At 35.4% G+C, this 21,245-nt stretch carries 22 protein-coding genes and 1 tRNA gene; 3 read left to right on the forward strand and 20 right to left on the reverse strand.

Features of this window, described 5'->3' with window-relative positions:
- Window positions 1-172: 172 nt before the first annotated feature.
- From EZV73_RS20095 to EZV73_RS20105, 3 genes are all read right to left on the reverse strand, one after another.
- Complete coding sequence (locus tag EZV73_RS20095) at window positions 173-514, reverse strand: hypothetical protein (protein WP_240842219.1); 342 nt, start codon at window positions 512-514, stop codon at window positions 173-175.
- Between the two features lie 77 nt (window positions 515-591).
- The gene (locus tag EZV73_RS20100; protein WP_240842220.1) at window positions 592-1,494 is read right to left on the reverse strand and encodes an AraC family transcriptional regulator; all 903 of its coding nucleotides are present in this window, start codon (window positions 1,492-1,494) and stop codon (window positions 592-594) included.
- Window positions 1,495-1,572: 78 nt separating this feature from the next.
- Window positions 1,573-2,028: a flavodoxin gene (locus tag EZV73_RS20105; protein ID WP_240842221.1), complete on the reverse strand. Its 456-nt coding sequence runs from the start codon at window positions 2,026-2,028 to the stop codon at window positions 1,573-1,575.
- 186 nt (window positions 2,029-2,214) lie between these two features.
- Here EZV73_RS20105 and EZV73_RS20110 point away from each other — a divergent pair, with 186 nt between their 5' ends.
- The 3 genes from EZV73_RS20110 (at window position 2,215) to EZV73_RS28920 (ending at window position 5,107) form a co-directional block, all read left to right on the forward strand.
- On the forward strand, window positions 2,215-3,042 hold the full coding sequence (locus tag EZV73_RS20110) for an oxidoreductase (RefSeq protein ID WP_240842222.1): 828 nt from the start codon (window positions 2,215-2,217) through the stop codon (window positions 3,040-3,042).
- A gap of 155 nt (window positions 3,043-3,197) precedes the next feature.
- A complete protein-coding gene (locus EZV73_RS20115) occupies window positions 3,198-3,353 on the forward strand; it encodes a hypothetical protein (protein ID WP_240842223.1) in 156 nt (51 codons plus the stop codon).
- 2 nt (window positions 3,354-3,355) lie between these two features.
- On the forward strand, window positions 3,356-5,107 hold the full coding sequence (locus tag EZV73_RS28920; protein ID WP_240842335.1) for an FAD-dependent oxidoreductase: 1,752 nt from the start codon (window positions 3,356-3,358) through the stop codon (window positions 5,105-5,107).
- Window positions 5,108-5,170: 63 nt separating this feature from the next.
- On the opposite strand, the gene EZV73_RS20125 is transcribed toward EZV73_RS28920, so the two are convergent.
- The 17 genes from EZV73_RS20125 to EZV73_RS20205 all read right to left on the reverse strand — a co-directional run bounded on the left by EZV73_RS20125 (window position 5,171) and on the right by EZV73_RS20205 (window position 21,147).
- Window positions 5,171-5,779: a hypothetical protein gene (locus EZV73_RS20125; protein ID WP_240842224.1), complete on the reverse strand. Its 609-nt coding sequence runs from the start codon at window positions 5,777-5,779 to the stop codon at window positions 5,171-5,173.
- A 193-nt stretch (window positions 5,780-5,972) separates the two neighbouring features.
- Window positions 5,973-7,421, reverse strand: a complete 1,449-nt coding sequence (xylB, locus tag EZV73_RS20130; protein WP_240842225.1) for a xylulokinase — start codon at window positions 7,419-7,421, stop codon at window positions 5,973-5,975.
- A gap of 8 nt (window positions 7,422-7,429) precedes the next feature.
- Window positions 7,430-8,593, reverse strand: coding sequence for an ROK family transcriptional regulator (locus EZV73_RS20135; RefSeq protein ID WP_240842226.1), 1,164 nt, complete (start codon window positions 8,591-8,593; stop codon window positions 7,430-7,432).
- 36 nt (window positions 8,594-8,629) lie between these two features.
- Window positions 8,630-9,943: a xylose isomerase gene (gene xylA, locus EZV73_RS20140; protein WP_240842227.1), complete on the reverse strand. Its 1,314-nt coding sequence runs from the start codon at window positions 9,941-9,943 to the stop codon at window positions 8,630-8,632.
- A gap of 170 nt (window positions 9,944-10,113) precedes the next feature.
- The gene (locus tag EZV73_RS20145; RefSeq protein WP_240842228.1) at window positions 10,114-10,593 is read right to left on the reverse strand and encodes an ester cyclase; all 480 of its coding nucleotides are present in this window, start codon (window positions 10,591-10,593) and stop codon (window positions 10,114-10,116) included.
- Between the two features lie 75 nt (window positions 10,594-10,668).
- A complete protein-coding gene (locus EZV73_RS20150) occupies window positions 10,669-11,718 on the reverse strand; it encodes an NADH:flavin oxidoreductase (RefSeq protein ID WP_240842229.1) in 1,050 nt (349 codons plus the stop codon).
- A gap of 91 nt (window positions 11,719-11,809) precedes the next feature.
- Entirely contained in the window at window positions 11,810-12,256 is a 447-nt protein-coding gene (locus tag EZV73_RS20155) for an Rrf2 family transcriptional regulator (protein ID WP_240842230.1), read from the reverse strand.
- Window positions 12,257-12,455: 199 nt separating this feature from the next.
- Window positions 12,456-12,532, reverse strand: a tRNA-Arg gene (locus tag EZV73_RS20160).
- A 42-nt stretch (window positions 12,533-12,574) separates the two neighbouring features.
- Complete coding sequence (locus tag EZV73_RS20165; protein WP_240842231.1) at window positions 12,575-13,039, reverse strand: YfcE family phosphodiesterase; 465 nt, start codon at window positions 13,037-13,039, stop codon at window positions 12,575-12,577.
- Window positions 13,039-13,623, reverse strand: a complete 585-nt coding sequence (locus EZV73_RS20170; RefSeq protein WP_240842232.1) for an XTP/dITP diphosphatase — start codon at window positions 13,621-13,623, stop codon at window positions 13,039-13,041. The genes EZV73_RS20165 and EZV73_RS20170 overlap by 1 nt, the downstream gene beginning before the upstream one ends.
- Window positions 13,624-13,625: 2 nt before the next feature.
- On the reverse strand, window positions 13,626-14,345 hold the full coding sequence (gene rph, locus EZV73_RS20175; protein WP_255813771.1) for a ribonuclease PH: 720 nt from the start codon (window positions 14,343-14,345) through the stop codon (window positions 13,626-13,628).
- Between the two features lie 70 nt (window positions 14,346-14,415).
- A complete protein-coding gene (locus EZV73_RS20180; protein WP_240842233.1) occupies window positions 14,416-15,585 on the reverse strand; it encodes a PP2C family protein-serine/threonine phosphatase in 1,170 nt (389 codons plus the stop codon).
- 4 nt (window positions 15,586-15,589) lie between these two features.
- Window positions 15,590-15,886 (reverse strand): STAS domain-containing protein, encoded by a 297-nt coding sequence (locus tag EZV73_RS20185; protein ID WP_240842234.1) that lies wholly within the window; start codon window positions 15,884-15,886, stop codon window positions 15,590-15,592.
- Window positions 15,887-15,899: 13 nt separating this feature from the next.
- Window positions 15,900-16,295 (reverse strand): ATP-binding protein, encoded by a 396-nt coding sequence (locus EZV73_RS20190; protein WP_240842235.1) that lies wholly within the window; start codon window positions 16,293-16,295, stop codon window positions 15,900-15,902.
- Window positions 16,296-16,419: 124 nt separating this feature from the next.
- Window positions 16,420-18,471 (reverse strand): N-acetylmuramoyl-L-alanine amidase, encoded by a 2,052-nt coding sequence (locus tag EZV73_RS20195; RefSeq protein ID WP_240842236.1) that lies wholly within the window; start codon window positions 18,469-18,471, stop codon window positions 16,420-16,422.
- A 105-nt stretch (window positions 18,472-18,576) separates the two neighbouring features.
- Window positions 18,577-19,563, reverse strand: coding sequence for an AIR synthase family protein (locus EZV73_RS20200; protein ID WP_240842237.1), 987 nt, complete (start codon window positions 19,561-19,563; stop codon window positions 18,577-18,579).
- Window positions 19,564-21,147, reverse strand: a complete 1,584-nt coding sequence (locus EZV73_RS20205) for an ABC transporter substrate-binding protein (protein WP_240842238.1) — start codon at window positions 21,145-21,147, stop codon at window positions 19,564-19,566.
- Between the last annotated feature and the right edge of the window lie 98 nt (window positions 21,148-21,245).

Consider the following 21,245-nt stretch of genomic DNA (forward strand, 5'->3'; position numbering starts at 1 on the left):
AAGAAATGACATAATACATATAATGACATAAGATCGGCTTTAACAAGGCGTTTGGGGCATTCTTACTGAGATACGATCCCATTCTGTAGGCGAGATTCCTACACGATACAAAGGAGAGCCGTGGCCTTTGGGGTCTTAGGACTTTAACTAAGAATGTAATTCCTATGTTTTTCTACATTTTTGGTAACGGTTCATTTACGATATATTCTCTTTGACCTGTAAGAGCCATGCTTAAAGAGGTTGTTCTTTCTTTTCTCATCCACGACTTCAAGCCTTTTTTCACATGACTGATATGAGATAAAATTGGATAAAACTCCGCTGTAAATATAAAATCTGTCCCCCTATAGCCGAAATCTTCTTGAAGTACTTTTGTAATTTCTTTGTAGTGACTCCTAAACATTTTATCCATTCTATTTAAGATGTCCATTCTCTTTTCATAAGTCATGGTATTCGCTGGACTGTAATTTTCCTTTTGTAACTTAAAAACATGTTCTAATCTTTCTAACTTATTCATATTAACTCCTTTTTACTTTTTTTATATTAATTTACAATTCAATGTCGCAAGAGTCTAATGTTTAACTTCTTGCATGACTATTGAGACAATCTGTATTCTTTTGGTGAAAGACCAACTTTCTTTTTAAAGAATTTAGAGAAATGACCTGGGTAGTTGTAGCCCAAACCATAAGCAATATCTGCAACAGTCTGGTCTGTTCCTAAGAGTAGGTTCTTTGCCATATCAATAATGGCATCATGAATATGGTCACCTGGTCTCCTACCCGTTTCCTTTAAAATCATATCTGAAAAATAATTGGTCGAGTAACCCATCTTTTCTGCAAACTCTGCAACCGTCGGTATCCCGAAATCCTCTATCACAGAAAGACGATCTCTTAATAGTTTGTCAAACAAGGTGTAACCTTCTTTGATAACTGGACTTCTAGTAATAAATTGACGACCATAAAATCTTTCACAATAGTTAAGTAGAGTTTCTAGATTAGAGAGTATAAGCTTGTTGGAATAAACATCTAGATTTTGACTAAATTCAGTTTCAATGACATCCTTTATAGATGTAATCATAAGTTTTTCTTTTTCTGATAAATGAAGCGCTTCATTGTTGCTATAATCAAAATAAGTATAGCCGCCCATCTTATCCAGTAAATCACTGCCTCTTAACAAATCTCTATGAAAACATAAAATCCAACCGGTTGGCTTTTTACCATTTCCATCTGATTCAATTTCAGAGACTTGACCTGGTTTTGTGAAAACAAGACTGCCTTCTGTAAAATCATAGGTCTGTCTACCATACTTAATCTCGCATTCTCCACCATTTTTTAAGGCTATTGTATAACAATCTGTTCGATACTTTATCTGATCAGCCTTGTCGAATATGGCTATTCTTTCTACATCTATAACTGTTATTAATGGATGATCTGCTTTTTTATCTCCAAGCAACTTATGGATATCTGTTATTGTTTTTATATGAAGCATCTTTTCCATGTGACCTCCTTGTAATTTCATTATAGACTGCTGGGGCAGGATTTATAATGAACATATCTCTTGTAAAATGATACATTTTTACTTTACACCTAATCTTTTTAAATCTTTCATGACCACCTTATCCTCTACACTGATCTGATAGTCAAGCATGCCAAGATAAATTCCGTCCTTGATCAATGCTTTAAATCGGTCTGAAGAATTGCCGCAGTCACCACCATGCGTCATAAACAAAAGTACTTCTTTACCTCTAAAATCATGATTTTCCACAAAGTGCTTGACTTGTGGTGTAACTCTATATCCCCAACAAGGTGAGCCTATAAATATCCTTTCGTATGCATCAATGTTAATCTTTTGATCTTTTCTAAGGATACCTGACCACTGTAAGAGAATGCTAGGCGTCTTTATAAGTAGTGAACCCGATTTTTCCTTATCATTTATTTTGACTAAATCAGCTTCTAAAAGACGTGACAGCCCTAAAGCTATTTTCTCAGTATTTCCAGATACCGAATGATAGACTATTAATGTTTTGCCCATTATTGATTCTCCTTAATCTAATTATCTTAATTTAATTGTAGACTATATTAAACAATTTAAAATGCATATATCACCTGTCTTATGGCAAATATCACTCATATCTGAAATATCTATCATTTTACAGGTGATTTCTTCATTATTTCTAATAAAACTTTGTGATAATTTGAAATCAAAGGAGATGATTATATGAAAAAACTCATAGTAATTACAGGTGCATCATCGGGTTTGGGTAAAGCTGCTGCCTTGAGGCTTATTAAGGAAGGTCATATTGTTTATGGTCTAGCAAGACGACTAAATAAAATGAAAGATCTTGTTCAGGCTGGTGGCCATGCTATCCAGTTGGATGTAAGAGAATTCGAAAAGATACCAGCTATTATGGATGATATTATTAAGACTGAGGGACATATTGATGTCTTATGGAATAATGCTGGACTAGACGTGATGGGGGCTATAGAAACAGTCAGTCTTTCTGATGCTAAAACTCAAATGGATGTCAACTTATTTGGCCTTTCAGAAGTTTCAAAAGCTATTATCCCTCATATGAGAAAAAAAGGTCAAGGCCTTATCATCAATACCTCATCAGTCGGTGGTAAAATTCACTCACCTCTTAATGCTTGGTATCATGCTAGCAAATATGCTGTAGAAGGTTTCAGTGACTGTATGCGAATGGAGTTAAAAGAGTTTGGTATAAAGGTTGTTATCTTAGAACCAGGTATGGTAAGAAGTGAACTTGGAAGTGTCATGGTTGGACCATTGGAAAAAAGGTCTAAAGGGAGCCCTTACGAATCTTTAGTCAACAAACTTATTATAAACTACCACAAACAATATGCTCCAAGTAACAAACGCATCTCTCAGCCATACATAGTCGGAGATTTGCTTGTTAAGATTATAAAGTCCAATAATCCAAGAACCAGATACACTGTTGGCTATATGGCAAGAGCAAGTCTCTTTATGAAAAGAGTTTTAAGTGATAAAGTATACGATCAGGTAATACTTAAAATGTCATCTAGTTAAACACCTAGATAGATATATGTTTATAAAAATCATAAGTGAAATAAAAATAGATAAAATTTTAACAATTATATTCAACTTTCAAATCATCTATCTTCAATCAATTGTTTCCCCTTTCAAATAGAATACCTTTGAAGATAAAATGAAAGGAGTTATTAATGAACAGATTATTTGAAAGAACATCCATTGGTGGTATGAAGTTAAAAAACAGGATTTTTGCCTCATCAATTGGAACAAACGGTAACAGTATGGGGGGTATACACCTGCCGATATTGATTACTTCACTGAAAGAGCCAAAGGTGGCACAGGTTTAATCATAACTGGAGCCAACGTTGTAACTAGTCAGTTTGAAAACAGGATTGGATCAGAACTATCAGACCGATTTCATGTTAAGCCATTGAATGAGCTGGTTAATAGTGTACACCACTATGGTGCAAAGCTTTGTGTACAAATTTATCCTGGTAATGGTAGGTTATCATATGATGCTTCTATGCCACCAAGAAGTGCATCGGCAACGACTTCAGTACTTGGTAGTGATATAAAATGTATCCCATATACAAAGGAAGAAATCAGGTTTTTAGTAGAAAAAATGGCTACTGCAGCTTCCCTTGCAGCTGCTGCTAATGCGGATGCTATAGAGTTATCTGCTTACGGCGGTTACCTGATGGACCAGTTCCATTCAAGTCAATGGAATCAAAGAACAGATGAGTATGGTGGCAGTCTGGAAAACCGATTACGTTTTACTACAGAGTGTGTTCAAGCCATTAAGAAAGTAATACCACCTCATATGCCAGTAATCGTGAAATATACGGCTGAAGACAAAATAAACGGATTGAGAACCATTGACGAAGGCATTGAGATGGCAAAAATATTTGAAAAAGCTGGTGTAGATGCCCTTCAAGTATGTGTTGGTATTAAAGACAATTTATACGAATCTATACCTACGGTTTACTCTAAAGGTGGTAATAAGCTAGAAGCTCAAAAAGCAGTTAGAGCTGCAGTTAGTATTCCAGTACTTGGTGATGGAAAACTCGATGATCCGATGGATGCATTATCAGCTCTTGAAAATGAATGCTTAGATTACATAGGTCTTGGTCATCAACTTATTGCAGACGCATCATGGACCAATAAGGTAAAAGAAAATAAACTCAAAGACATCGTTCCATGCATTGGCTGTAATGAATGTTTACTATCAGAGATTAAAGGATGTGGCTTAACGTGTGCAGTTAATCCTTTATGTATGAAAGAAGTTAAATATAGACTTCCTGATGAAAAATTAGATAAAAAAGTATTGATAATAGGTGGTGGTCCTGCAGGCTTGCAAGCCGCTTTAACAGCCCATCAAAGGGGTTTTGAAGTAGAAGTTTGGGAAAAATCAAACACACTAGGAGGCACCCTTTGGGCAGCAGGTGGTCCATGTGAAAAGACTTCAGTAATCAACCTGGTAAAATACTTAATTCATCAATGTGAGAAATATGACATTGATATTAAACTTAATCATGAGGCAAATAAGACTAACCTTGAAGATAAAACTTTTGATAAAGTTATTTTAGCTACAGGTGCTTCTATTTTTCAGCCACCTATTAAGGGAATAGAAAAAACAAGTTCTGTTATTGATTACTTAACAAATACGCACCTAGAAGGAAAAGAAATCGTTGTAATAGGTGGTGGACTTGCAGGTACTGAAGCGGCAGTTGAGCTTGGCAATCAAGGGAAAAATGTAACAATCATAGAAATGTTAGAAGACATTCTCTTTCTTGCAGATCATACAGCAAACAATGATATCCAACTTAGAGAAATGGTCGAAAAAGCTAAAGTTAAAGTAGAGGCCTCTTCTATGGTAACTGAAATTGGCGAGAAATTTGTAACTTATAATAAGGAAGGTTGTTCGAATACCATCAAATGCGACGTTGTCATCAACGCAACTGGATTCAGAGCAAACAACCAACTTGAAGATTATCTTTATGATAATTTCAAGGATGTATCAGTTATTGGCGATGCAATAAAACCTCGTAAAATACTCGATGCTGTTCATGAAGGTTATCATGCAATAAGAATCATAAAATAAAAGTCCATATTTCTTAAAAGTAATGAGATCTTCATTTAGGAATTTCTCATTACTTTTTAACCTTTAATATATAAACTCATGTCTTACATGATTCTTCTGTCGAATACATTCCTCTCTAAACTCTGGGTAATACTCTGCAATCTTGTCAAGTACAGCATGTTTGTATTTGGTATAGCCCTCGCTTTTACCAACTTTGCCTTTCATCGTATATAGATTATACTCATATTCTGTTAGATTATGCCTTATAAAGTTCACAGCCCATCTTTCTTTAGTTTCGTCATCCGCAGATTCTGCATAACTTTCAAAATATCCTTTTTCATAATACCATGATTGTTGAGCTGATACAGCCCTAGCAATAACATTATCTACCTTCCTGACTCTTATGTACTTTATTTTCAGATCGATTTCAGCCTGAAATTTTCGCCTCTTAGTTTCTACAGCTTTTTTTGCTCGCGCCTTTCTTTCAGCTGCCCCTACTATGTGCATCTTAAAAGCTTCAGTCTGCATAGCCTCTTCTACATCTGTTACATTAAAGAGCTTTAATGGTGCTGCTGAACGATATACTGGATTTGTCTTCAGTAAAGGATCTGGTAAGAGACTGGAAATAAGTTTCTTAGAAAATCCCAAGTTTAAAACTTCAGTTTGTGTATACATTGTTTTTTCTTTTTCCATTGTATCCTCCTGATATAAATAGCCTTGTGTACATTTTACCATATTTTACCATTTGCATCAAAACATTTTATGTTTATAACAAGAACCGACGGCAAAGCAAGCCATAACCTGATTCGAAGTACTCCTTGATTTAAAGGTAGTTGGGCCGAAAAAAACACCTACCGAATCCAGTAGGTGTTTTATCTGTTACAGTTTAAAACAAGTCTTTTAAATGATGATACAGTGCTTGGTACTTTTTATGTTTTAACTTATATTTTTCATAGTTATCCATATTAGGTTCATATGACACTGTCGTTTTTATTAGCTTGCTTGATGCAGTCTCTACCGAATCAAAATCTCCAGCGCCTACAGCTGCAAGTATTGCAGCTCCTAAAGCCCCACCTTGATTGGTGTTGATGTCATAAACGGTTTGGCCAAAGACATCTGCGATGACTTGTTTCCATACAGAGCTTTTTGCACCACCGCCTAGCAATCTAATTTCTTTAACTGGAAGGCCCATGTCTTTAATCAAATCTAAAGAATCTTTGAGACCAAAGGCAACACCTTCAAGGACAGCCTTGGTCATATCTTTACGTTCATGAGTCATGTTTAAGCCAAAGAAGTTGCCCTTGGCATTTGGATCTGCATAAGGTGTTCTTTCTCCCAACAAGTAAGGTAAGAAGATAACGTCGCTAATGGTATCATCTATTTCAGATAATATTTTATCGAAGTCATCAGTCTTACTAGCGGATTCATTCCACCACTTTAAACACGAAGCAGCTGATATCATAACCCCCATGGTATGGTACTTGCCACTTGCATGACAAAAGGCATGTAGTCTATTTTCATCATCTACTTTGTAATCATCATGAGCTGCGAATACAACACCTGAAGTACCAAGTGTGACTGATACAACACCTGATTGTACAACACCTGAGCCAATAGCTCCTGCCGCCTGGTCGCCAGCACCACCAACCACCAATACATCTTGTTCTAATCCTAAGATACGTTTAACTTCTTCTGTTAACTTGCCTGTTACATGGTATGACTCATAAAGTTTAGGTAATTGACGTTCATTGATACCAATATAATCAAGCATAGGCTTTGAGTAGGCTTTATTCTCAACATCTAAAAGAAGCATACCAGATGCATCTGAATAATCTGTTGCATACTCACCAGTTAATCTGAATCGAACATAATCTTTAGGAAGAAGCATCATGTGAATCTTATCAAACACATGAGGCTGATGCTTTTTTAACCATAAGATTTTTGGTGCTGTAAAGCCGGTTAGGGCCTTGTTACCAACCAAATCACTTAATTCTTCACCAAAATAACCAGTGATATCATCACACTCATCTTGAGTTCTCTGGTCGCACCATAAAATAGCTGGATACAAACTATTATTATCCTTATCAAGTGTTACTAAACCATGCATTTGACCAGAAAATCCAATAGACTTGATTTGCATGCGATCTACTTTTGATGTTATTTCCTTTAAACCATTTAATGTAGCCGCCCACCAATCCTCAGGATTTTGTTCAGCACAAAGTGGTTTTGGATATGAAACATCGTAATCTCTATTTGTTTCATAAACTATATTTCCTTCTAAATCCATCACCATCAACTTTACAGATGACGTACCTAGATCTATACCAATATACATAAGACTCCTTATAGTCCGAATAATTCAATCATAGGTAACAAGCATGCACCTATCACAGAAGAAAATGGTGTCATTTCTGACATGACCACAATATCGGAATCAAAGTTCAAAATCGAGCTGTTCAATTGTATTTTTTCCTTTATATCAATTGAACGCTTTCTAAGTTCAAAAGCAATTTCACCCCCGATAATCACTTGTTCAGGGTCTAGTGCTAACATAATATTCTCAATGCCTAAAGACAAATAATGATAGTAGGTTTTTAAAGCTTCTTTAGCAGGCTTTGAATCGTACTGCTTAAAAAAGTCTTCAATATCTAGCGCTCTACCACCCTCTTCTTCAAAGAACCTGAGTAGAGCTCTTTCAGATGCAAATAGCTCCCAGCAACCTGTTCTACCACAAGAACACTTGATAGGTTGATCTGATATTCTCATATGTCCAAATTCTCCAGCTCGCTTGTAACTAGACTTAAATACTTTTCCAGATACAACAATGCCACAACCTACACCATCGGTCAGTGAGAGATAGACTATGTTCTCATGCTCTATAGCTTTTCCAAGATGTATTTCTGCAAAGGCTGCAATGTTTGCCTCATTTTCTATTAATAATGGCATATTTAACTTTTGTCTAAAAGCTTTAAAATCATATGTTTTCGCACTTAAGTTTGGTGCATTTATGAGTGTCAGATGCTCTTCATCTACGATACCTGGAAGAGAAAGTCCTAATCCAAGACAATGGTCTAAGTTTAAGTTCAGTTCTTTTATCAAGCTTGTAATTGTTTCATAAGCACGGTCTAGGATTTCATCTAGACTTAGATCTTCGTAGGGCATAACGCGTTTGATTAATATTTCTGACATAAGATTCATAAATACAATGGATATCTTTTGGGGTGAAATGTCTAACCCAATAGAAAATCTTGATGATTTTGAGAGCTCTAATACCAGAGGTTTTCTTCCACCAGTCGATTTAGCAATCCCTCTTTTCTGGATAAGTCCAGCTTCTAACAATTCATTTACAAATGTTGTTACTGTTGTAATGCTTAAACCAAGCATCTTAACCAGGTCTTGCTTTTGGAGGAACTCATGATTTCTAAAAGCATTTAAAATCATGGCTCTGTTTCTCTCTTTAATTTGACTCTGTTCCAATTTTTGTTCTGTATTTACAATATGTTTCATGTTTTCACCTCACTTCTATTATAAAGAAAAGAGGTATTATTTACTATAGATGTATGAATTAAAGATATTCTCTAAAAGTTCTTGTCTGCCTGAAGTATTTTTTACTTCTTCTAATGACATAGCATATGCTTCAAGTTCTTCAAATCCAACTTGACCTTCAACAATTTGCTTACCGATACCTGAATTGTACGATGCATATCTATCTTCAACAAATTTATCAAATTCGCCTTCTTCGATGATTTTATCAGCAATCAAAAGGCCTTTTGCAAATGTGTCCATACCCGCGATGTATGCATAGAAAAGGTCAACTGGTTCAAAAGAACCCCTTCTAACCTTGGCATCAAAGTTTAAACCACCTGGCTCTAAACCACCGTTTTTCAAGACTTCTATCATTGCCAAACTTGCATCATAGATATTTGTAGGGAACTGGTCTGTATCCCAGCCGAGTAGTAAGTCACCCTGGTTGGCATCAATAGAACCTAAAACGCCATTGATTCTACACATATTTAACTCATGGTCAAAAGTATGCATAGCCAGTGTTGCATGGTTGGCTTCTATATTCATTTTAAAGTGGTCTTTTAAGTTGTACTTTTGTAAGAAGGAAAGTACAGTAGCAGTATCAAAATCATATTGATGTTTTGTCGGCTCTTTTGGCTTTGGTTCAATTAACAACTGACCTTCAAATCCAATCTTAGCTTTATAGTCTACCGCCATCTGTAAAAATCTTGCCATGTTATCTAACTCTAAAGCAGTATCGGTATTTAAAAGTGTTTCATAACCTTCTCTACCACCCCAGAATACATAATTCACACCACCTAAACGATGTGTAATCTCCATAGCTTTTTTTACTTGGCTGGCTGCTACTGCAAACACATCAGCATTTGGAGATGTCGAAGCACCATGCACAAATCTTTGTTTAGTAAAGGCATTTGTTGTACCCCATAAACATTTAATACCTGTTTTAGCCATTAAAGTTTCGATATAAGCAACGATCTCGTCTAAGTTTTCATTTTTTTCTTTTAAGTTCTTGCCTTCTGGTGCAATATCAAGATCATGGAAACAGAAATACTCAATACCTAACTTTTCCATAAACTCAAAGCCAATATCTGCTCTTAGCTTTGCCTTTTCCATGCCTTCTAGTTCATTCCAAGGTCTATCCATGGTAGCATCACCAAATGGATCTGATCCATCACCTGTTAGCGTATGCCAGTAAGACATTGCAAATCTTAAATGATCTTTCATTTTTTTACCTGCAACAATCTTTTCGGGGTCATAATACTTAAATGCTAAAGGATTCTTTGAATCAGGACCTTCGTATACTACTTTCTCGATATTCTTAAAAAATGCCATACTTCCTCCTACTTTTTAAAGTCGTTTTAATAAGTTTCTAAAACAAGCATACAGCACAAGGAAAACTTTTTCAAGAGGTTTTAATAAGTTTTTTTAAAATAAGAACGCCCAGATACAATCTAGGCGTTCATATATAAAGTCTCGTATTACCACATAGGTAACTTTATGAACTAAAATGTTGGATTACTGTTTTGTACACTGCCTCCCGTTAGCAACATGAGAAATCTAGAGAAAAAGTCAACAGCTTGAATGGCATCCCAATGCTCTATCAGCTTACCATCTTGTAACTTAAATGTATCTGTAATGATGAAGCCCTTGGTCTCGTCACCTCTATGCTTGGCTTTCATTGTAGCATGGCTATGAAGAAGTACATAATCACCATCAGCGTATATTTTTTTTACGTCAAATGAATACTCTGGAAACCTTTTTGTCATTGTCTTAACATAAGAAATCAAACCAGGAATTTCATTTGGAATTGCTCTATTATGTTGTTTATAAGAACCTCCTCCATGCCTCTTTAAAGTGATATCAAAATCATGTTCATTCATCAACTTTTGAAAAAAGTCTACAACAACTCTTGCGTTTTCAGTCTCTTGATCTGTCCATTGGTCTTGTAAATGCTCTTCAATTCTGATTTGTGGTATTTTCATTTTCGTTCTCCTTTTCTTTTAGGCCGCTTTTATTTGGCTATTTATCCTTTGGTTAAGTCAACATTACCATTTGACTTATTTCTTTACCCTTAAAATACATCTATCTCTACCTGCTTGTGGACATTTTCTACATGTCACACAAGAAGATTTTTCTTGTCCCTTAATCAATCTGGTTATAAAATCTGGTTCACAAATGAAAGGTCTACAGATTGAAACCATATCCATTCCTGCAGAAAGAATTGCCTCCATATCATTAAAATGTCTCACACCGCCTACTACAATAGTTTTGATACCTTTGTCTTTTGATATTTCTATAGCCCTATCTAAAAAATAGTTATGGTCAGCAAACTTCTTACCTGAAAACTCTGAGCCACTAAATTCAACAGCTTCAATTCCCATAGATCTAAACTCTGACATCATGTTTTCTAAATCATCATTGTATGTTTCTTGCTCCTGTAGATCATTAGTATCTATCTTTATAAAAATTGGATAGTTGTCTCCACAAGCTTCCTGTATGCCTTCAATGATTTCTTTAATCAATCTGAATCTATTTTCAGAATCGCCACCATATTGATCCTGACGTTTGTTGATCGAAGGCTTTAAAAACTCACATAATAAGTAACTGTGGGCAGCATGCAATTGTATACCATGAAAGCCAGATTTTTGAGCTCTAAGAGCAGCATCTATAAACTCACTCTTTACTCTTTTGATTTCCTCAATAGTGATACTTCTTGCCTTTCTACCATCTCCTAAATCCATCTCAGATGCTCCATATGGCGTTTGACTATAAGCATGTGCGCCTGCATGATTTAATTGGGCAACTACTTTAGTGTCAAAGGGTTTTACCAGCTCCATTATCTTACTTGCACTCTCAATATGTCTGTCATGGGTCAACTCATTAGATCCAGGACCTGCTGTTGCCTCACCAGAAACAAAAAACTGCCCCGCTATGATTAAACCGACTTCATTTTCTGCTAAATCTTTAAACATTTTAAGTTCATCTTCACTGATACTGCCGTCTAGATTTCCTAACATACTATGAGTTGCTGATCGAACTATTCTGTTCTTAATTGTCAGTTTCCCCAACTCAATTTCACTTGATACTTGTAATTCCTCGAATTTCATATTCATAGCTCCCTTATTATACATTTGTTGTAACTACAATTGTTACAACGTTTATTAAAAAAATTGCAGCTTACTGCTGCATTTATTCATTTTAAAGTTCTGAGCCATTGAGCTCTGCAATTTCCTTCATCACAATATACAAACTGGTTAGAACAAGTTCATCTTCCATCTTCTTCTGAGCTGCATCTAATTTCGAAGAAAGCACAGTGTTTATTGTACCCCCAATCGGGCAAGATTGCTTCGTATTATGATGATAATCAAATACACTTGTATTTTGACCTGTTTGTATAGCCTTATAGATATCCAGCAAGCTAATTGATTCTGGTGATTTCAACAAACCGACGCCGCCAACACCGGCTCTAACAGAAACAAAGCCTGCATTTTTCAAAAGTGATATGATTCTTCTAATAACAACCGGATTGGTATTGACACTATCAGCTATCTCAGCTGATGTAGGCATGTGATTATTGTAATGTTCTGACAAGCCAACCAAAGCTAATATATGTGTCGCTACTGAAAACTGTGTGTTACCTCTCACAATATCACCTCCCGTTGTAACCATTATAGTTACATCCGTTTCATAAGTCAAGTATTAATTGCAAATTTATTCACAGAGATCATCTCCTGATTCGGTATCACCTATTGTTAAAGAGCTTCAAACTACTGTTCATACACACACTATAAACTCTCTAAAATAAAGAGAACCCCTAGACAGATACTAGGAGTTCAGGTATTTCTGGCACACCGTGAGGGACTCGAACCCCCGACGAACAGATTCGAAGTCTGCCACTCTATCCAACTGAGCTAACGGTGCATGCAATAGTATTATAACAAATAATACTATCAAATGGTACTATTAAACATATATTATCTCGGTATCTATCCCCTTTGAGTTTATATGAATCAAACCATAACTCGGTCTAGCATCACGAGGTCTTGAAATACTGCCTGGGTTCATCAAAATATGATGACCTTCTTCTATCATTGGGATATGAGTATGTCCAAATAAAGTAATATCAGCTTTTACTTCTCTAGTCTTTTCATCTAGATGCAATAAGTGATGCTTTACTCTATAGCGATGTCCATGTGTGATAAAAATCTTATAGTCACCTACTGAAATAACTTCATGAGCTGGGCCATCAGAAATAAAATCTACATTACCAACAACACCTGCCATAGGAATATCATAGCAATCTTTTAGCTCTAAAAAATCATCGTAACAATCACCAAGATGAATGATCATATCACACTTGGTTTTATCAATAATTTGATGCATCAAGTTGGTTTTTCCATGAGAATCACTGAAGACTAATATTTTCATTACATCAACTCTTTCAACTTTTCTTTCAAAATTTCTAATGCCTTAGCACGATGGCTTCTTTCATTTTTCTCTTCAGAAGATAGTTCTGCAAAGGTATTACCTGATACTTCATCTATAAATAGTGGATCATAACCAAAACCATTATCCCCCTTATACTCAAAGCCAATCTCACCATGAGCTTCACCTCTTGCAACTAATGTTTTCCCATCAGGAAATAACATGGTGATAACACTGACAAACTTAGCTGAACGATCATCCTTAGAAGCCAATTCTTTCAGAAGTTTTTCATTGTTATTTTGATCGTTAGAAGGTTCACCTGCATATCTAGCAGAATATACACCTGGTTGGCCATCTAAAGCATTAACCATCAATCCAGAATCATCAGCAATGGCAATGGTACCTAGTTCATCGACAACTGCCTTTGCCTTTATCAAAGAATTTTCTTCAAATGTTGTCCCATTCTCTTCAATTTCAATGTCTAAACCAGCTTCTTTCATCGACATTAGTTCAATGTCGAAGTCCTTAAGTATCGCATGAATTTCTTCTAATTTATGGGCGTTGTTTGATGCTAATATCGCTTTCATATTTACTCTCCTAGAATATCCTTTTGAATCTGTACAAGTTCTTCTACACCTTTTTCAGCAAAATCCATCAGCTTGTTCATTTCATCTCTAGTAAATGGTCTTTCCTCTCCAGTGCCTTGTACCTCTACAATTTGTTTGCTACCTGTCATAATGACATTCATATCTATCATAGCTGTAGAATCCTCTTCATAACATAAGTCAAGGATAACTTCATCTTCTAAAATACCTACACTGATAGCAGCTAGATGGTCTGTTACAGGAATTTCTTCTATAAGCTCTGCTTCTTTAAGCTTTTTCATGGCCATAACCATGGCAACAAATGCACCTGTAATAGAAGCTGTTCTTGTACCACCATCCGCTTGAATCACATCGCAGTCAAGCCAAATCGTTCTTTCGCCTAACTTTTCCAAATCAACAATGGATCTTAAGGAACGACCAATCAGTCTTTGAATTTCAGATGTTCTGCCATCTAACTTGCCTTTGGCAATATCTCTGATTTTTCTTGTATGTGTAGAACGTGGTAACATACTGTATTCCGCTGTCACCCAGCCCTTGTTTTGTCCCTTTAAGAAATTAGGTACTTTCTCTTCAACGGTTGCTGTACAAATAACCTTTGTGTTGCCCATCTCTATTAAAACTGATCCTTCTGGATGTAATAAGTAATCTGGTGTTATAACGACATTTCTTTTTTCGTCATTCTTTCTATTATCTATTCTAATCATAATAATCCTTTCTTCTTCTATTAAGAATTCTATCACAAAATCATAAAAAAAAATAGCTGAGCTAACTCAACTATTCCCTTAAACTCAAATATATGAGAGCAACATCATCTGTAAAATCCGTTCCTGCTGTTTTGTGTAAGAAAGAAAACTTCCAGAATATATTTTCTAGGAACTTCTTTGGGTCACTTGCCATGATGCTTTTGAGTTCACCGCAAGATTCCTTTACCAAAGTCCAGTGGGTATAATCACTGCATTTTCCTGTAGAAAAGAGACCATCTGTATAAACAAATATACCATCACCCGGCTCTAAATCAACCGTATATTCATCATAAGTCATGTCTTCAATCATACCAACCAGCATACCACCATTTTCTATAGAAATCACTTCATCTTGTGCTTTCTTATAGATAATAGGATAAGGCTGGGCTGCGTTTGCATAAGTCAGTTGACACTTTTCAATACAACCAACAAAACTTGTAAAAACAATAAAGTTACTAGATTCATGATCACCAAAAATCTTAAAAATTCTCTTATTAACTGACTCCAAAAGCTTACTCGGTGTCATATCTTCTTGATCAAGTGACATTCTAAACAATATCTTAATCATAGATGAAGCCATACCAGCCGCAATACCATGACCCGTAATATCTGCTACCATAAACCAGACCTTATCACCAATTTCAACACAGTCTAAAAAATCACCACCAATACCAAGAGAAGGATGGTAGTGTATCTCAAAATCTACCTTCTCAAAAGATGACTTAATCGGCAACATGTATCTGGCAAACTCATTGGCATTTTTAAGTTCTTGGTTAAGTTCTATGTTCAGTCTTTCAATTTCTTTATTTTGCTCATGTAAACGAAGGGCATTCTTAACCTTAAGCGGTAGAATAATCTCAATGTCATCTGGTGAAAAAGGCTTAGTAAAATACTCAATAGCACCCATTTCCAAGGTCTTTTCTATACTGGTTATTTCGCTCAGTGCTGAGTTAACAATAACAGGTATATGATGATAAAGACTATGAGCTTTTAGATACTGAAGCGTCTCAAAACCATCTTTTACAGGCATAATTAAGTCGAGGATGATCAAGTCAATGGCATGATGCTTAACAGTTTCAATAACAGCATCACCATCTTCAGCCTCAAAATAATTGATATTATCCAGTTTACTCTTTAGAATACTTCTGATAAGCATTCTGTTCATTGCCACATCGTCGGCAATTAAAATATTATACATCATAAGCTTATTCCAATAAATCCTCTAGTTTCATCAACTTAAACAATTGTCGTACATTATCAGATGCATCTGCTATGGCAAAACCTAAACCATCCTTTTGAACAGATTTATATAAGCCAATAACAAATGTAACACCAATAGAATCTATATTTTCAACAGAACCCAAATTCAAAACAACTTCATCTAGTTCATCTAGGTCCATTAAATTTTCAGATACAAACTGATTAAACTCTTTTACATTCGGCGCGATTAAGTCTTCTTCTAAGAATATAGTCATTCTATCTTCAATTACTTCATTGTACATATTCTAGTCCTTTCTATGATATATCTAAATTCAAACGAATCGTACTTTTTTCCATTTCAATGATGAAGTTTAAATCTTCAATAAGCTTAAGGCCCCGCCTTCGCTCTCTCTTATCATTGTCTAAAGCCTTGTAGTAACCATCATTTTTAACAAAACCATTGCCTTCATCTGATATCTCAATTTTAAGTACAGGTGCTTCATAAAAAATCTCACATGTAATTCGCTTATTGATATCAAAATTGTTGCCATGTTCTACTGAATTGTTCATCAGTTCACGTAAAACAAAGCTGATCTTAAATAAAAGTGATTCATCTGACAGTTCAGGATGTTCTTCCATCAACAAAAGAACATCTCTCACACATACATCTACAGCTTTAAAACTTGATTGTATCTCATTTTTATAAATCATCAATACACATCACTCCATAAGAAAACCACACCTGATTTTCCTTCCTATACACCCACTCAATACGTCCTAATAAAAAAGTTCTATCTAAGGAAAATATACCCTAGATAGAACACTTAAAACAAGACTAGTCCACAAAGTCAATAATACCATCAACAATTGCTTCAGCACATTTTTCAAGATATGAATCGTTCAACAAGTTGACCTCATCACCAGCATTTGTCAAGAATCCAAGCTCTACTAGAACTGCATCCATCTCTGTTAATCGAGTAACAGCAAGATCACCTCTTGACACAATACCTCTATCTACAGCATTAGTTTTATCAATTAACTGTTCTTGTATGTCTGTCGCTAATGTCTTATTATTTCTCGCTGGGTCTGGTGCATACAAGGTTTCTATACCTCTAGCTGATGTGTTACCTGCAGCATTCGCATGAATACTGACAAATATGTCTGCATTTAATTGATTTGCAATACCTGCACGGTCTGAAAGCTTAACGTAATTGTCTCTTTCACGAGTCAAGTAAACCTTGAAACCGGCATTCTCTAATTTTTTCTTTAAGATCAATGATGCTTCTAAGTTAACATCCTTTTCTTTTGTACCATTCGGAGAAACAGCACCTGGATCGTGGCCACCATGACCAGCATCCACAACTATTAACATATCCTTAAACTCAGAGTTCTTTAACTTTGTATTGGCAAAGGCAATTGAAAACTGACCATTTACAGCTCTTACCTGATACTGAGTTTCTTCAACAAGATACAAGGTAAATTGATAATTGCTCCCCGCATCTGCAACTGATATCTTGTTTACAATACCATCGTCCTCTTTTTTATCACCGATGTCTAAAGTCTTTTTGACTTCATCTTTAGGAATAGAAAATGACAAGGCATTGTTGTTTGAATTGTAACTCACTGGATAGTTGCCACTTCCTATTATATCTAATCCAAACTCAGAAGTTGCATCTGCTAGATTTCTAGCATAGGCATAAGAACCATATAATTGATTGGCTACATATACCACAATTTTTGAGCCTGATGTATCTACAAAGACATTTTCAGATGTAACATCGTTTTGTAAGTTAACTGTAACTCTTGTAAAACGTGTGCCTACATCGTATAAAGAAGAGTTATCAAACTGTTCATACATAATAGAATCAATACCATTATCTTGAACAATCATAGCATTATTGGGTTCCTGTAATTTTGTATGAATGACATCAACTAGAACCGAATCACCTAAGTTGGTAACATTAAAGGCTGGATTCTCGTTTGTTTCAATAACAACTGTGTTTTCTTCAACATCTACATACTTAACTGAGTTGATTAATTGAACAACCATCTCACCAGTAGATGCATCATATGAAACTTCGCCATTTCTATAATAACCTAGACCAACAACTGCTCTTACACCACCTGGTGTTGTATCTAAATCACTTAACTTAACATCATAGATTTCTTGAATGATGTCGTTTATCAATAAAGAACCATATTTCAAAGGTTGGTCAAGTTCTAAATCGGTATTGTGAAAATCCAGTGTTAAGGTATCTTCACCACCCACTGACTTACCATCTACACTAAATGAAGTCATATCAACTTCACCTGTCACCTTAAATCTCAGTTCAGGATAAGTACCGCTGTCATCATATCTGATACCTGTAATGGTCTGATGTGGTTTGTTAATAGATACTGTCTTTGTATTGCCATCCCAGAAGATTTCATAACCTAGATGCTGGGTAATAAAATTAACCGGCACCATGGTTCTATAATTACCTTGATAAGCCATCAACTTTGCAGGTACACCATTAGGCAGTTCAACGGTCTTTCCATTAACCACCGCCTGAGCACTATCAATGGTTAAAACAATTGTATTGCCCGCATGTTTTACAGTTACTTCTTGTGTATCACCATTCCATGCAATCTCTGCACCTATTTTTTCCGTAATAAACGAAATAGGTACCAAGGTCCTGTAGTTACCATTTAAATTATAGAGTATGGCTGGTACATCAGCCAAAACGTCATTACCACCAACCAGTAAACTGACTACTTCATAAGTATCAGTCGTATTGTCCTTAGCATCCGTTAACTCAACCGTTTCAAATTCAGCATATTTATTGGCAAATGCTGCATTTGGTATGATCATTAAACATATTAAAAATAGTATAATTATTCTTTTCAAAATTGCCTCCTAGATATCTAATTTAATTTTATACGCTATTAAATTCAAAAACAAGTTTGTCACCAAATCTTAATTAAGATGTAGCTTTATCAACACAATCAAGATTTAAAAGACAACTTTATAAAGTTCATCACTATCTGGAGGTGTAACATATGAGAGTCTTCCTCTTTTTTCTAGATAAACATCCTTACGTGTAATTTCACCAATGATATTTGCCTCAATGCCTTCAGAGGTAAGTGTCTCTAAAAGTGCATCAGCTCTAGAAGGTGCAACACTCATCAACATGGTTCCACTTGATATCAGACGCAGTGGATTGATTTTATAATGATCACATATCTTAGACGTTGCATCTGGTATAGAAATGCTTTCATATTTAACAATAGCACCTAAACCGGCCCCTTCACAGATTTCCCATATAGCCCCTAGAAGACCGCCTTCAGTTATATCATGCATACTAGATACACCAAACTTACCAGCTATAACACCTTCTTTAACAACGGAAATCTTATCTAACATATTCTTGGCACTTTTCAGTAATGCTTCATCAAAGTGGTTTATCAGTTCATCATATTTCTCATAAGCGATGATACCAGTTCCTTCAAGTCCTGCCGACTTTGTCATAACTAAAAGATCACCTTCTTTAATGCCATTGTTAGAAAAAAGTTCATCTAACTTTTGTTTACCAATAGCCGTTGAAGAAACCACAATCCTGTTAACAGCTGAAGTAATCTCTGTATGGCCACCTACTATCTCTACATTTAACTTTGAAGCCTCTTCATGAGCTTGTGTCATGATTAACTTTAAGTCTTCTTCTGTTGTCGACTCAGGCGCTAATATGGTCAATAATATGGCAATGGGTGATGCACCATTTGATGCAATATCATTACAAGATATATGAACTGCTAACTTGCCAACTTCATTTGCTGCACCTGTAATGGGATCTGTTGTTAATAAACAAACCTCATCACCATATCTAACACCGGCACAGTCTTCCCCGATGCCGGATCTTAAAACAACATCTTCTCTTCTATATTGAATGCTGTCCATAATGATCGACTGGAGTTGATCATTATTTAACTTTCCTATTTTCAATTAACTTTCCTCTTTTCTCACTCTAGTAAAATTAAACAGTCCTTCATAAGACCTAGACCAACTTTTAAGGTCTGGATTTATTAAAACTGGTTCTTGTGTATTAAATAGTGGAATCATTAAAGATACGTCATCTACGTCTTTTATAGCTGACTCATAAAGCTTATGCAAGCTTGTATCATTATATATAATGGTCTTTAATAGATTGTGATTAAATTGGTCACTGGCAAACATGGTATTATTAAGGCATGTATCACTAAAGAAATACTTAAGCATATGTCTTGGTGAATACTCAGAATAATAATGCTTGTCTAAGATGATATCATACGTCCCTGACTTTAAAATATAGGCATAATCAAAGTAATCTTTTGAATCTACTCTTACATAAATACCTAGGGTATTCTTCCAAGATTCAGCAAGTGTGTTGGCTATTTGAATATCATTGGTAGACTTAGTCGTCACAATGGTCAAACCATTCAACTGCTCAATCAAAGACGTGTCTATTTCATCTAGTAAACTCTCAACTTTATCCGCATCAATATATGGTTTTTTAGGATTCATGGAGTACATCTCTCCCATATATTCAACTTCACTCGTCGATATACTTTTAAGCCTTTCGAGAGTCTTTTCATCAAAGATAGAATAAGCAACCGAATCTACCAACAAATCACTGTAGGGATTGACTGTAGACCTATCTACGCTCAGATTCAGTAGTTGTCTTACCTTTATATCTTTAAGGGGCAGTTCCTCGGGATTCATATTGAAACTATAAACGCCAGGTTTTGATAAAATCTGAAAATCCGGCTGATTTTCCATCAAAGCACTAAACTGAGAATAGTTAATATTTTGAACGATATCAATTTCACCACTTATATATTCAGAATAAACCTTCCTATCATCTGTTCTAAAAGAATAATGTATCTCATCTACTGAAACATTATAAAAGTCATAATAATGAACATTCTTTGAAAGAACAGCACCTGATGAATACATATAACTATCAAGTGTATAGGCACCATTTGTAACATCTGATAAGAGTATTGGAATTGGTAAATCCAAATCGATCACATCAGAACGAAGTGGCATAAAGGCAACCGTAGACAGTTGCTTTAATAAATCTTCATTGGTATGATTTAAGATAATCCTCATATGCAAATCATCTATTTTCTCCACTGAATGAATCATAGCATCAAAATATAGCAAGTTAACATCGTCGATGTAATTTTCTTTTCTTTCCCATGAATATAGAAAATCATCGACAGTCACCATTCGTCCATCAGACCACTGGGCATTTTTCAGTTCTATTTCATAAACCAACTCATCACCAGAAATGTCAATAGTACGAGCCATGCCCATCCTTACCAAACCATCGTAGGTTAAGGTGAGTCCTTCATACATCTGATTGATGATTTGTTTTTCCACATCAGACAAATGCATACTTGGATAAAAAAATCGAGGCTGTGTATCTGTCGCCCAATATAAAACCGTTTTTTCTTTTGTTACAGGACTCACATGTTTTTCCTCATTACAAGAAGACAAACATAACAAGCTTAATATGATAAACATTACTACAAAAATCTTCTTCATGAGCCCCCCTCTCACACTATTTTATTCTAACATAAAATGCAAAAAAACACATTATCCAGGGAGGGATAATGTGTCATTTTAATATAAGAAAACCCGTG

The organism is Acidaminobacter sp. JC074 (genome assembly GCF_022496765.1).
Taxonomy (GTDB): Bacteria; Bacillota; Clostridia; order Peptostreptococcales; family Acidaminobacteraceae; genus JABXKX01.

Bases quoted from the DNA above. Each gene is read 5' to 3' on its own strand.
- EZV73_RS20095 (WP_240842219.1), bottom strand. From the start codon at position 514: ATGAATAAGTTAGAAAGATTAGAACATGTTTTTAAGTTACAAAAGGAA.
- EZV73_RS20100 (WP_240842220.1), bottom strand. From the start codon at position 1,494: ATGGAAAAGATGCTTCATATAAAAACAATAACAGATATCCATAAGTTG.
- EZV73_RS20105 (WP_240842221.1), bottom strand. From the start codon at position 2,028: ATGGGCAAAACATTAATAGTCTATCATTCGGTATCTGGAAATACTGAG.
- EZV73_RS20110 (WP_240842222.1), top strand. From the start codon at position 2,215: ATGAAAAAACTCATAGTAATTACAGGTGCATCATCGGGTTTGGGTAAA.
- EZV73_RS20115 (WP_240842223.1), top strand. From the start codon at position 3,198: ATGAACAGATTATTTGAAAGAACATCCATTGGTGGTATGAAGTTAAAA.
- EZV73_RS20125 (WP_240842224.1), bottom strand. From the start codon at position 5,779: ATGGAAAAAGAAAAAACAATGTATACACAAACTGAAGTTTTAAACTTG.
- xylB (WP_240842225.1), bottom strand. From the start codon at position 7,421: ATGTATATTGGTATAGATCTAGGTACGTCATCTGTAAAGTTGATGGTG.
- EZV73_RS20135 (WP_240842226.1), bottom strand. From the start codon at position 8,593: ATGAAACATATTGTAAATACAGAACAAAAATTGGAACAGAGTCAAATT.
- xylA (WP_240842227.1), bottom strand. From the start codon at position 9,943: ATGGCATTTTTTAAGAATATCGAGAAAGTAGTATACGAAGGTCCTGAT.
- EZV73_RS20145 (WP_240842228.1), bottom strand. From the start codon at position 10,593: ATGAAAATACCACAAATCAGAATTGAAGAGCATTTACAAGACCAATGG.
- EZV73_RS20150 (WP_240842229.1), bottom strand. From the start codon at position 11,718: ATGAAATTCGAGGAATTACAAGTATCAAGTGAAATTGAGTTGGGGAAA.
- EZV73_RS20165 (WP_240842231.1), bottom strand. From the start codon at position 13,039: ATGAAAATATTAGTCTTCAGTGATTCTCATGGAAAAACCAACTTGATG.
- EZV73_RS20170 (WP_240842232.1), bottom strand. From the start codon at position 13,623: ATGAAAGCGATATTAGCATCAAACAACGCCCATAAATTAGAAGAAATT.
- rph (WP_255813771.1), bottom strand. From the start codon at position 14,345: ATGATTAGAATAGATAATAGAAAGAATGACGAAAAAAGAAATGTCGTT.
- EZV73_RS20180 (WP_240842233.1), bottom strand. From the start codon at position 15,585: ATGATGTATAATATTTTAATTGCCGACGATGTGGCAATGAACAGAATG.
- EZV73_RS20185 (WP_240842234.1), bottom strand. From the start codon at position 15,886: ATGTACAATGAAGTAATTGAAGATAGAATGACTATATTCTTAGAAGAA.
- EZV73_RS20190 (WP_240842235.1), bottom strand. From the start codon at position 16,295: ATGATTTATAAAAATGAGATACAATCAAGTTTTAAAGCTGTAGATGTA.
- EZV73_RS20205 (WP_240842238.1), bottom strand. From the start codon at position 21,147: ATGAAGAAGATTTTTGTAGTAATGTTTATCATATTAAGCTTGTTATGT.